At 62.4% G+C, this 12452-nt stretch carries 9 protein-coding genes; 6 read left to right on the top strand and 3 right to left on the bottom strand.

What is annotated here, in order from left to right:
- The first annotated feature begins 58 nt into the window (after positions 1-58).
- Positions 59-2506, top strand: coding sequence for an Ig-like domain repeat protein (locus ACEN8I_RS16425; RefSeq protein ID WP_413329633.1), 2448 nt, complete (start codon positions 59-61; stop codon positions 2504-2506).
- Between the two features lie 319 nt (positions 2507-2825).
- The gene (locus tag ACEN8I_RS16420) at positions 2826-3179 is read left to right on the top strand and encodes a tetratricopeptide repeat protein (RefSeq protein WP_413329585.1); all 354 of its coding nucleotides are present in this window, start codon (positions 2826-2828) and stop codon (positions 3177-3179) included.
- Between the two features lie 570 nt (positions 3180-3749).
- Here the strand turns inward: ACEN8I_RS16420 and ACEN8I_RS16415 are convergent.
- From ACEN8I_RS16415 to ACEN8I_RS16405, 3 genes are all read right to left on the bottom strand, one after another.
- On the bottom strand, positions 3750-5060 hold the full coding sequence (locus ACEN8I_RS16415; RefSeq protein ID WP_413329584.1) for a TAXI family TRAP transporter solute-binding subunit: 1311 nt from the start codon (positions 5058-5060) through the stop codon (positions 3750-3752).
- Positions 5061-5065: 5 nt separating this feature from the next.
- Positions 5066-6373: a TAXI family TRAP transporter solute-binding subunit gene (locus ACEN8I_RS16410; RefSeq protein WP_413329583.1), complete on the bottom strand. Its 1308-nt coding sequence runs from the start codon at positions 6371-6373 to the stop codon at positions 5066-5068.
- A gap of 100 nt (positions 6374-6473) precedes the next feature.
- Positions 6474-7697 carry an acyltransferase family protein gene (locus tag ACEN8I_RS16405; protein ID WP_413329582.1) on the bottom strand — a complete coding sequence of 408 codons (1224 nt, stop codon included), beginning with the start codon at positions 7695-7697 and terminating at the stop codon, positions 6474-6476.
- A gap of 213 nt (positions 7698-7910) precedes the next feature.
- Between ACEN8I_RS16405 and epsA the strand changes: the two genes are divergently transcribed.
- The 4 genes from epsA to epsE all read left to right on the top strand — a co-directional run bounded on the left by epsA (position 7911) and on the right by epsE (position 12445).
- Positions 7911-8696 carry an XrtB/PEP-CTERM-associated transcriptional regulator EpsA gene (gene epsA, locus ACEN8I_RS16400; protein WP_413329580.1) on the top strand — a complete coding sequence of 262 codons (786 nt, stop codon included), beginning with the start codon at positions 7911-7913 and terminating at the stop codon, positions 8694-8696.
- The gene (locus ACEN8I_RS16395; protein ID WP_413329579.1) at positions 8689-10116 is read left to right on the top strand and encodes an undecaprenyl-phosphate glucose phosphotransferase; all 1428 of its coding nucleotides are present in this window, start codon (positions 8689-8691) and stop codon (positions 10114-10116) included. Before epsA ends, ACEN8I_RS16395 begins: the two co-directional genes overlap by 8 nt.
- Positions 10117-10245: 129 nt before the next feature.
- Positions 10246-11448, top strand: coding sequence for an XrtB/PEP-CTERM-associated polysaccharide biosynthesis outer membrane protein EpsL (epsL, locus tag ACEN8I_RS16390; protein WP_413329578.1), 1203 nt, complete (start codon positions 10246-10248; stop codon positions 11446-11448).
- A gap of 91 nt (positions 11449-11539) precedes the next feature.
- Positions 11540-12445: a polysaccharide export protein EpsE gene (gene epsE / locus ACEN8I_RS16385; RefSeq protein ID WP_413329577.1), complete on the top strand. Its 906-nt coding sequence runs from the start codon at positions 11540-11542 to the stop codon at positions 12443-12445.
- Positions 12446-12452: the final 7 nt, after the last annotated feature.

Genomic DNA, 12452 nt, shown 5'->3' with positions numbered 1-12452 from the left:
AAGCCGAATCGGCAAAACCTTCACCGTATGGCTGTGCAGTCTGTCGCTGCTAGCCCCCATGGTGCCTGCTCACGCAGCCACCCTCACCACGACAGGCCTGAGCAGCAGCGCCAGCATCGCTCCGGTCGGGCAAAGCATCACGTTGACCGCTGCCGTCACGGGCGCTAGCCCTACGGGCACTGTCACCTTCAAGGACGGAGCCACCACCGTAGGTAGCAGCGCCTTGAGCAGCGGCGTGGCCACGCTAGCCATCAGTTCGCTGGCCGTGGGCAACCATAGCCTAAGCGCCGAATACGCAGGCGATGCGAACAACGATCCATCCATCTCTGGTGGCATCAGCGTCATCGTCAATGCCGGCACCCTGACTTGGCAGTACGGTTACGACGCCGTGGGCAGGCCCACCACGGTTCTGGATCCCAACGGCTTGCCCAGCTACACCTATTACGACAGCTTGGGTCGTCCCATCCAGACCCAGCAGCCGGCCAATATTGGCAGCACCAGCCCGACCACCATCGGCTTTGCCTACAACGCCGCTGACGGTCTGACCCAGGTCACCGACCCGCGCAACCTCAATACCACCTACAGCCCCAACGGCCTCGGTGACGTCACGGCGCAGACCAGCCCGGACACGGGTGCGAGCCAGTACACCTATGACGCTGTCGGCAACCTGCTCACCAAGACCGATGCCAGAGGCAAGCTGACCCAGTACACCTATGACAACGGGGACCGTCTGACCCGTGTGCAGTACGCCACAGGGACCGACAGTGTTTTTGAGTATGACGGCGGCACCACCCCGATCCCGGGCGCCATCGGCCAGCTCACCAAGATCACCGATGCATCCGGCCAGGCTGTCTACACCTACGACAGCATGAGCCGCAAAACCTCCAAGGTCCAGACCACGGGCGCCAGGACGTTTATGGTCGGCTACACCTGGGGTGATAGTGGCAGCGCGCTGGACAAGCTGACCGCCATCACCTATCCGAGTGGCACCCGTGTCAACTACAGCTACAACGCCTATGGCGATGTTTCCGGTATCACGGTCAATCCGCCGAATGCCAATGGTGTGGGCACCAACACGGCATCCACCTTGCCGATGCTCTCGGGCATCACCCAAAACGCCGAAAGCAAGCTGACCGGCTGGACCTGGGCCAGCACCAAGACTCAGGCGATTAGTTACGACGCCAACGGCCAGATCAGCGCTTACAACCTGGGTGACCCGACAACAACCGGCATTCGCCGTACTGTTCTTCGCGATAGTGCGGGTCGCATCACCGGTTACACGCATGTTAGCAACGGAGCCTCCGTTCCCGCACTTGACCAGAGTTTTGGCTATGACAACCTGAACCGCCTCATCAGCGCCACGCTGGGCAGTACGGCCATCCAGTACAGCTACGACGCCACCGGCAACCGCACGGCCAAGGTGATTGGCGGAATCAGTTATGCCAACACCATCTCGGCCACCAGCAACAAGCTGACGCAGACGCAGGATGTGGGTGGCACGGCCACCGTGGTGCATGACGCGGCGGGCAATATCACGAGTGATGGGATCAATACCTATACTCATAGTGACCGGGGCCGGATGGCAACGATGACGAATGCGGGGGGCACGGTCAGCTACAGCTACAACGCCTTGGAGCTGCGGGTTGGCAAGACGGGTCCGACGACCCTGGTACCGATGGGGGCAACTTATTACGTCTATGACGAAGAAGGTAAGTTGCTTGGCGAATACGACGTCAACGGTGCTCTTCTTTATGAAACCATCTACCTGATGGGTGTCCCGATTGGGGTGGTCAAGCAGACGGGCAATGCGGGCGCCGGCAATATTGCTATCAGCTTGTACAACGTATCGACCGACCAGCTCGGTGCGCCGCGCATCATTACTCGCCAGAGCGACGAAGCGATTGCCTGGCGTTGGGATATGGCAGAACCCTTTGGTGCGACGGCGCCGGATCCAAACCCCAGCGGCCTGGGGACCTTCAGCTTTAACCAGCGCCTTCCTGGCCAAGTGTTTGATGCTGAAAGTGGCCTATTCCAGAATTGGAATCGGGAGTACAACCCGCGTATTGGGCGCTATATTCAGTCCGACCCCATTGGGCTTCGGGGTGGTATAAATACATTTGGCTACGTGGAGGGAAATCCACTCAGTTACAGCGATCCGCAGGGAAAGTCGATCGCCATTGGAGTGGCCGGGGCACTTCTAATCGCTGCGACAGTGTTGACGGTAAATTCAACGACACCTAGCGGCAGGGCTGCTAACGACGCTCTCTATAACAACGTCGTCGAAATTTGGAAGAAATTCTGTGATCCAGACGATGGGTGCAGGAAGGCGCAGAATACATTGGAGAACAAGCGCTACTTGATCTATGGAATGTTGCTCGTGGGGAACCTGCATATCGCGGACTATCGAGCCCGTGTTCTGGAATTTAACAAAGAGGTAGAGGCCCACAACAGCAGATGCCCCGGTTTCCAGGTGAAATCTCTGCCGCTTGGTCCGAAAACCCTCTAATGGAGGTGGTAGTGTGCTAGACCTTATGTCACTTGAGTACGCGGCTCAATTCTTACAAGTCAACGGATTCAGCTTGCGGGAGAATCCGCAAAGTTCACTGGATTGGTGTTTGGCCGAGGCTCGCGGGGGATCCGTGGAGGCCCAATGTGTTGCCTCGACCATCTTACGGTACGGCTTCGCTGGCGCTCACAACGAAGCTGAAGCCATACGCTGGTGCAGTGCTGCTGCCGCGTCAGGGAATCTAGACGCCCAGTGCGCGCTTGCAGGGCACAGAATCTCGGCGAAAGGGGATTATCGAGATGTCCCATTGGGAATTGCCATGCTTGAAGACCTTATCTCGAAGGGTCATCTTACTGCTATGGTGTCAATGGCGTTGCTCAAGCTGTCGGGCTATGTCGATCAGGTCAAGCAGAACTCGCAAGAAGCAATCGATCTCTTGTCAGTTCCGGCTCAAGCGGGGAATTCTTACGCGCAGTGTCTTTTAGGAATGCAACTGGTTGAGAACACGAACGAATCAACCCGGCAGGCAGGCGTTCGTTGGGTGCTCAAAGCAGCCGAGGGCGGCGACGTCACGGCACATGAACTTCTCAGTACTTACTATCGAGAAGGTGATCATGGCCTACCAGTTGACCTTGAGCGAGCGGAGTTCCACGCCAAGTTCACGCGTAGGTGAGTTGGAGTCAATATCGAGATCAAAGAAAAAGAGATGCTGTGCATTCTCATGCTTGCTTGATCCATTTTTTCCTCGAACGAGGAGCCGTTGGTCGCCCCCCCTTGCGCAGAACTGTAGGGGTTGAGTACAACTCCAATAGTCGGAACCCGTACTTCAGGTCGGATGCATAAGCGAAACGGATGGTACGGCCTGTGAATTCTGGTTTGAGAGCGCTATTCCATTTGGCGAATGCATCCGAGTTAGCCTTAGTTAGTGTTCCGGAAAAATTTCGGTTTGACCGTTTGCCCTATGCAAAGCGTGTTTCACGCTACTAATGTGAGTACCGAAGCGTCGCGCACCAGCCGACTTTCTAGCTTGTCGGGTTAGAACCGGGTGTACAGCTTCACTCTCTTCTGCTGGCGTCATTGCCCTCGGCCTACCTGATGTGGGGCTTCGACGCATCGCTGCGTACAGTCCTTCGCGTGTGCGTTCGCGAATCATCCCCAGGTCGAATTCGGCAAATGCGCCAACTATTGAATTCCATCGAAATATGATCCACTGGGGGCAGACTGATCGTGGCACCAGCAGACCCTAGCGCGACCTGAGCTTGAGCAACCGCTCGCGCGCCGCCGCCAGGTGCTCGCGCAAGGTATACCAGCGCTCGGAAAATTCGTCGGGCAAGTCCAGCGACACCACCTGGCGTTCGATATTGTCCAGCCGCTCCAGCAACCGGCGCAGCGCCACGGGGTTGTCGGCGGCGACCTCGTCCATCTCGCTTTCGAGGAATTTGAGGTCGCCGTAAAAATGGTTCAAAGCTGAGCTGATGCGCCAGTCGAACAGCCTGGGGATCCAGGCCAGCATCAGCAGCGCGATGCCCAGCAGCGGCAGGATGGCATAGAAGACCAGTTCCGCGTACTGGGCCGTGCGGTAGGGCAGCAGGGTTTCCATCCATGGGCGTGCGCCCAGGCTGTAGCCGCGGGCCGTGGCCGAGAGCGGGAAGTCGCTGCCGCGAAAACTCGGGAACTGGCCGTGGCGCTGCAAAAAGTTCGGTATCTCGTGGATTTCGATGGCGGCGTCCAGCAAGGCGCGCTGCAGGGCCGGATGCACGTCCTGCCTCACCAGCAAGTGGGTTTGCAGGCTCATCAGCGTGAGGTCCCTGGGCGGGATGTCGCCGCGCAGCTCGATCGCGCCCTGCGGCAGCAGCAGCGGCTGCAGGCGCGGGTTCTGGGCGGCCAGCGCGCCCGCGTGTTCAACGCCCAGCAGCTGTATGCCGCTGCTGCGCGTCAGCAGCTGCACGGCCTGCGAATCGTCACCTGCGACATGGAACACCAGGTCGACCTTGCCGTCGATCAACGCATTGGCGGCCGCCACGCCGGCGCTGCTGTCGAACTGCACGTCCGCGGGCCGCACGCCGGCGTGCGCCAGCATCAGCATGGCCGCCATGAAGGATGAGGACGAAGCCGGCCCCGCCGCGATGCGCAAGCCCCTGGCCTGCGCCAGCGACAACGGCCCGCCCGTGGTGGAGAAAATCCACACCGGCTCCTGGCCCACGACGGCCAGCGCCTGCACCCCGGTGTCGGCATTGGCATTGGCGTTGGCATAAATGCCCTGGGCAAAACCAATGCTGGTGGCATCGCCCGGCCGGCCCAGCCGATCCAGCGAGCCTTTTTGCGTGTCCGAATACACGAGCTCGGCGCGCACGCCCATGCGCTCGAGCTGCTCGGCATAGCGCTGTGCCAGCATGGAGTAGCCGTCCTGCGGCGAGCCCGCGCCTATGAGCACCTCGCTGGGCGGCAGCACTTTCCATTGCGTGGCCGACCACCACAGGGCCAGGGCCGTGCACAGCAGCACCGGCAGGTAGAACAGCCACCAGCGCCGGCGGTAAAGCAGCAGCAGTTTCATCGCCCTTACCGCCCCCTCATTCGGTACAGGCGCTGGCGCACAAACTCGATGTGCTGGTGCAGCGTGTAGCAGCGCGCCATCAGGTCGCGGGGTGTGGCAAACGCCATCATGGCCTTGTCGATGCCGTTCAGGCGTATGAGGAAGCGTGTCAGGTCCAGCCCCGAGAGCGATTCCTGGCCCAGGTCGTTTTCAATGAACTTGAGCTCGCCGTACCAGCGGTTCACGCGGCTTTCCAGCACCCAGCGCAGGTAGGCCGGGACCAGGCGCATCAGCCACAAGGCCAGCAGCAGCACAGGCAGCACGATCAGCAGGATGCGCTCGACGACCTGGGCCCACCAGAAGGGCAATACGCGCTCCAGCCAGGGCAGGCCGTGCGTCAGGGTTTCGCGCGCCTCGCGCGCGGTGGGAAAGTCGATGCGCCGCAGCGAAGGAAAGTCGCCCGCGCGGTGGAACAGCCCGCCGCCGGCGTGGACGTCCATGGCCACCGCGATGGCCAGACGCTTGAGGGCGGGGTGCAGGCCCTCGCGCGCCACCAGGCTGGCCGAAGTGGTCAGCAGCGTGATGTCGCGCGGGGGCAGCCGCGCGTCCAGCGTGCCTTGCGCGAGCAGGCGCGACTCGAGGTAGGGGTTGCGCTCGGTGATGGCGGCGGACTTGCGGATGTTCGCCATGTGGATGCCCGGCAGGCTCAGCATGTTCTGCACCACGAAGGACTCGGGCGCGGCGACGATGAAGACCACATCGACCGCCCCCTGCCGCAGGGCCTGGACGGCGGGGCTGCTGGTCAGCGGGGAGAGCGTCAGGTCCCCGGCCTCCATCCTCGCCTGCTCCAGCAGCTTGAGCGCCACCCTGCGGGTGCCGCTGCCTTCGGGGCCTATGGCCACGCGCAGGCCCTGCAATTGGTTGAGCGAATCGATTTCGCGGCCGCGCATGAAAACCCACACCGGTTCCACATCTACATTGACCAGGGTTTCGACGCGGCTGCGGTCGCGCCTTTCCAGCGAGCTGCCCAGGTAGCCGAAGCCGCCCTGCATCAGGGCAAGGTCCGAGGGATTCACGGCCTGGCGAAGGCGCTCCAGGTTTTGCTGCGAACCGGCCGAGGTCTGGATCTCGAGCGTGATGCCGTGCTCCGCGAGTTTCTCGGCGTAGCGCTTGGCATGCAGGTAGTAGGCGCCGTCCGCGGCGGCCGTTGTGATGCTCAGCTGAGCGGGCGGCATGGGATAGACGAACAGCCACAGGCCGGTGGCCGTGGCTGCGGCGGCGAGCGCCATGGGCAACCGGATCCACAGCCATTTGCGGTGGTACAACTTCGCCATGCGCACAGGGAGAGTCCTGTAAAAGGTTGTTACCCTTATAGCGCAAAGGTGTTGCCGCTGTCAGGCGGAATAACGCGAAGGGGCGAAACAGGCGGCCGTGTCAGGCCGGCGCTGCTTTTGCTTTGGCTTTAGGTCCGCCGCCGGTTGTGCCCAGCAGCCAGAGATTGAGGCTGGGGGAGCGGCTGATGAGCAGCGCCGACACAATCGGCCCGGCCAGGCCCGCGGCCAGGCCCGCCACCATCAGCACATAGATATCCGTGACGCCTATTTTCTTCAAGGCGATGCGGCTTGCCGCGGTGAAGAACACATGCAGCAGGTAGATTGCGAACGAATAGGAGCCGACATAGGCGAGGCGCGGTGAGCTCCAGCCGCTGCGCAGCAGCAAAAAGGCGCTGCACACACCGAGGCCCAGCGCGGCCATGGAGTTGCCCTGTTCTGAATATTGCGGAAGCAGCATGGCCGCGGTCGCGGCGCAGATGAAGACGGCCGCCGCGATGCCGCGCGCGGCCGGTCCGCTGATCTCGAAGCGTTTGCAGGCCAGCCCCGCGAGGAAGAAGGGCAGCAGGTAGACGGCGCCCTGGGCGGCAAAATAATTCGGCGGGCTGAAGTAGTCGAACAGCACCGCGCTCAGGGCCCATACCAGCGCGAAGCCGGCCGGCGTCGACAGTGCCTTCAGGTGCTCCAGCAGGACCACGACCAGGAAGACGATGAACAGCGCTTCCAGAAACCAGAAATGCCCCACCGGCACGATGTGCAGCAGCCACCAGCGGTCCACCGCGTTGTTGGCGCCCGGGGTGAGCGCCTGCACGACGGCAAAAATGGTTCCCACCGTGATCAAGGGGAGCAGCAGCCTGCGCACCTTGCCCTTGATGAAAGCCGGGGCGTTGCCTTGATAGGGCCGAAAGCCGTAGACGTAGCCCGAGATAAAAGAGAACAGCGGCATGCGGATATAGGCCAGCGCTTCATTGAAGACCTGCAGCCAGTGGCCTTCCGGAATCCTTAATCCGACGCTGGGGGTGTCCCCCACCACATGAAACAGGACCAGCAGGACGCAGGCAATGCCCCTTAACGTATCCACCTCAAGACTGCGTTTCATTTTCTGGCCGGTCATCGGATGTGGGTTCCTTTCTTCATGGTGCATGAAATCTCCCGCCACCCGGATCGCGGGCCGCGCGTGCGCGTGGAAGCGCCGAATGACGAATAGATCAACGAGATAGATCAATGCGGGGGAGATGCCTAGAGCGTAATCAAGCAAGGCTGCAACTTCGGGCCCGCAAAAAAGCAAACTGTTGCAAGCAGTATCGTTTTGCGCGGCATCCAACATCCAGCGCACAGCTGTTACGTTGTTGCAACGAATGCACCGCCTTTCTGTCAAATGAATCAATCGGGAAAACCCTAAACTGGGTTCGTCTCCTACATCAACTGTCTCGCTTGGCGCATGGCGTCTTTTGCAGATGTGTTCGATCCTCAATCAGCCGTTTCGCAGCGCCGTCACCTGGCGATTTCGCGGAACAAATACAGGAAGTGACATCCGGAAATGAATTCTCACACTCCGCTTTCAAGCGAAGATTCCGCGCGCTATGCGGCGCTGGTCGTGCAAAGTACGGCCATCACGCGGCATGCCGAACTGCTGGCCTGGCTTCAGGGCGACATGCAGCAATGCCTTCCCCACGACATTCTGCTCGCGGGCTGGGGGGATTTCCAGCAGGGCGCCCTGCAGCACGACGTCGTGTCCAGGCTTCCCGGTGCGCGCTCCTACGCCGCGGGCACGGACGGGCTGCCCTTTCTATTAGGCAAGTTCCATGAGCGCTGGCTGGCCGCCGACCGCCAGCCCTGCCGGCTGGACTTCAGCGAATTCGACTACCTGCTGGGCCAGGCGAGCTTGCCGGGCTCCTTCCCGGGCAGCCTGCGCGGCATGCGCTCGGTATTGATACACGGCCTGCAGGACGAAAGGGCGCAGCAGGAGTGCCTCTATGTGTTCATGAGCGCGGGGGACATCCCGGCCGAGCCTTGCAGCACGGCCCTGCGCATGCTGATGCCCAGCGTGGATGCCGCCTTGCGCCAGATGACGCCGCTGCCGCAGCAGCAGCGCCGCCCCGCCGCCATGCGAGGCCCGGCCGAGGACGCCAGCGGCCTCAGCGAGCGTGAGACCCAGATCATGGCCTGGGTGGCCATGGGCAAAACCAATTCCGAGATAGGCGCCATTCTCAACATCAGCGGCTTCACCGTGAAGAACCACATGCAGCGCATCTTCCAGAAGCTCAACGTCTTCAATCGCGCGCAGGCGGTTTCCAAAGTGACAAGGGTAGGCATGTATGGCTGAAGCAAACCAGCTTAGTTCCGCGTCCGCCTGGCTCAACCAGCGCGAACCTCGCTCCATGGGGCTGGGGCGCAGCCACCTGTTCACCGCCGTCGAAGCCGGGCTGGACCCGTTGGTGCTGGTGTTTTCGCTGTGGGCACTGGCGTTTTATTTTGAGGGCTCGGTGCGGCCCGCCTACCTGATCCTGTCCGTCATCGTGTTCTCGCTGACCTTTCCGGGCAGCTCGCAACTGCGCCTGCCGGTGTGGAAGGTGTTCTCGAAAATCGCCTTTCACTGGATATGGATAGCCGGCCTGCTGCTGCTGACCGGCTATGTGACGGAGTACTTCCACAAATTTTCCATGACCGTGCTGAGCCACTGGCTGTGGGTTGCACCCGCGGCCCAGGCCGGCGCGCACCTGGCCCTCAGGGCGGCGGCGCCGCAGCTGCTGAAGCTACAGGGGCCGCCGCGCGGGGCGGTGATCGTCGGCATGAACGAGCAGGGCGTCTCATTGGCCCGGAACATTGCCGGCTCGGCCTACTCGGGCATAGAGCTCAAGGGCTTTTTCGACGACCGCGGCGAAGACCGCAGGGAAGCGCAGGACGAACACCGGCTGGTCGGAAAAATCGACGACCTGCCGGCCTACGTCAAGCAGCACCGCATCCAGTTCATCTACCTGTCGCTGCCCATGGCTTCGCGCCCGCGCATCCTGCAGGTGCTGGACGGGCTCAAGGACACCACCGCCTCGATCTATTTTGTGCCCGACATGTTCATCACCGACCTGATCCAGGGCCGCAGCGACACGGTGTGTGGCGTCACGGTGATCTCGGTCTGCGACACGCCCTTCCGCGGCGTCAACGGTTTCCTCAAGCGCGCCAGCGACGTCGTGCTGTCGCTGCTGATCCTGCTGCTGATCTTCCCGATCATGCTGGTCATTGCCCTGCTGGTGAAGCTGGACTCGCCGGGGCCGGTCATTTTCAAGCAGCGCCGCTACGGCCTGGACGGCGAGCAGATCCTGGTCTACAAATTCCGCTCCATGGCCGTTACCGAGGACGGCGGCACCATACGCCAGGCGAGCAAGAACGACATGCGGGTCACCCGCCTGGGCGCCATCCTGCGCAAGACCTCGCTCGACGAGCTGCCGCAGTTCGTTAACGTGCTGCAGGGCCGCATGAGCATCGTCGGCCCGCGCCCGCACGCCGTGGCGCACAACGAGATGTACCGCTCGCTCATCAAGGGTTATATGGTGCGCCACAAGGTCAGGCCCGGCATCACGGGCTGGGCCCAGGTCAACGGCCAGCGCGGCGAAACCGACACGCTGGACAAGATGCAGTCGCGCATCGACTGCGACCTGGACTACCTGCGCAACTGGTCGCTGCAGCTGGATTTTTTCATCATCCTGAAAACCATTCGCCTGGTCTTCAAGGACGGCGCGGCTTATTAAAAAAGAAAGGAGATGGCATCCACCCGTTCATCAGGCTGCCTATGCAGCGCTGCCATTAGGGCAAACGGACTATCGCCACCCCACCATGTATTCAGTATCTTTTTTTCATCCTTCCGCGGAGGCTCGCCCTTGAAGCACCCTCAAAAACTCCTCCCGATTCCCTTGCTGCTGCTGGGGCTCTTTCCCCTGGCCGCGCAGGCCGACGACCTGGACACGCTGCAGTTCCGGCTGGGGCAAAGCGTGACGCACGACAGCAATGTGTTCCGGCTGCCCGATTCCGCCAACACGCAGGCCGTGCTCGGCAGGCCCGAGCGCGACGACAACGTGGCGGTGACCACGGCGGGCTTCAAGATCAACAAGCCCTACGGGTTGCAGCGGTTCGAGTTTGACGCGAATATCGAGGACCACCGCTACAGCCGTTTTTCCTATCTGGATTTCACGGCGGTGAACTACGCGGCCGCCTGGCGCTGGAGCTTCACGCCCAGGCTGCACGGCAACCTGACCAGCGACAGGCGCGAATATGTCGACACCTATGCCGATGTGCAGGGCACGGGGCAGATCAACCGCCGTACCAACCGCTCCACCATTTTTGACGCCGAGTACGAACTCGACGGCGCCTGGCGCCTGGTGGGCGGCCTGTTCGAGCGCACCAGTTCCAACAGCCAGCCCAATACCTTCGAGGCCGACTCCAAAATCCACGGCGCCGAGGCTGGCGTGCGTTATGTCTACCCGTCCGGCACCTCCATGGCCTACCGCTTCAGGGAAGGCAAGGGCGAATACCCAGGCCGCTTCCTGTCGCCAGGGATCGCCGGCAACTTCACCGACCGGGAGCATGAGTTTCGCCTTGACTGGGCACCCAGCGCCAAGACCACGCTGCGGGCCAGGGTCGCGTACCTGGATCGCGAGCACGACGGCGTGGGGGCGCGGGACTTTTCCGGCGTGACCGGCCAGCTTGACGCGGCCTGGGCCATCACGCCCAAGAGCACGCTGGCCGGCGGCCTGGTGCGCGAGCTGGCCAGTTACCAGACCAACACATCGAGTTACTACGAAGGCTGGCGCTTCTTTGTCGCACCGACCTGGAAGCCCACCGAAAAGACCGCGGTGCGCCTGCGTTACGACCACGGTGCGCGCGACTTCAAGGGGCCGCTGCCGGGCTTTGTTGCCAGCGGCCGCCGCGACACCACCGACCTGGTGTCCCTGGCCCTCGAATGGCAGGCCATGCGCGCGCTCAAGCTGACGGCGTCGGTGCAAAGCGACAGGCGCAAGTCCAACGAGCCGGGCTTTGACTACAAGAGCAATTCCTTCGGCCTGTCGGCCGACGCGAGCTTTTGACCGGGGCTCGCCGGTCCGGCCTTTTTCCGAGCTTTCCTGAATCCCTGCTTTCCCCAAAGGCGACAAGATGAACCCGCTGAACTTGAAATCCATGACCCGATACCTTCTGAGCACCTTGTTGTGCGTCGCTGTCGCGCCGCTGTGGGCGCAAAGCCCGCCGACACCCCAGGCGGCCCAGACGGCCGTTCCCCCTTCTTCAGTCCAGGCCGCGGCGACGACGGCGCCGGTGGCGCCCCCTTCGGTGGCGGCCACACCCGCCTTGCCTAACAGCCAGGACTACCGGCTGGGCGCTGGCGACGCCATCGGTGTGCAGGTCTACCAGAGCCCCGACCTGTCCATTGACGCGCGTGTCTCGGAAAGCGGCGTGATCAGCTACCCGCTGGTGGGCAGCGTGCAGCTCGGCGGGCTGACGATTGCCGAGGCTGAAAAGAAGATCGCCGATGCGCTGCGCAGCGGCGGCTTTGTCAAGGTGCCGCAGGTCAACATCGTGCTGCGCCAGGTGCGCGGCAACCAGGTGGCGGTGCTGGGCCAGGTGAGCCGGCCCGGGCGCTTTCCGCTGGAGACCTTCAACACCCGCGTCAGCGACATGCTGGCCGCCGCCGGCGGCACCACCCCGACCGGCGACGACGAACTGATCGTCACCGGCCAGCGCGACGGCAAGCCGTTTCGCAAGGTGATAGACATCCCGGCGCTGTTCCTCAACGCGAAATCCGACGATGACATCGTGCTGGCGGGCGGGGACACCCTGTACGTCAACAAGGCGCCCATGTTCTACATCTACGGCGAGGCGCAGCGCCCCGGCCCCTACCGCATCGAGCGCGGCATGACGGTCATGCAGGCGCTGGCCCAGGGCGGCGGCCCGACCGTTCGCGGCAGCCAGAACCGCCTGAAGCTGCACCGCCGCGACGCCTCGGGCAAGGTCGTGGAAACCACGCCCAACCTGAACGACCTGGTTCGCCCCGAGGACGTGATCTACGTCCGCGAAAGCCTTTTCTAACTTTTCT

The sequence above is a fragment of the Polaromonas sp. CT11-55 genome (assembly GCF_047303325.1).
Taxonomy (GTDB): domain Bacteria; phylum Pseudomonadota; class Gammaproteobacteria; order Burkholderiales; family Burkholderiaceae_C; genus Polaromonas.
Note: the sequence above shows the minus strand (reverse complement) of the source record. Positions and strands in the feature narration are given on the sequence as shown.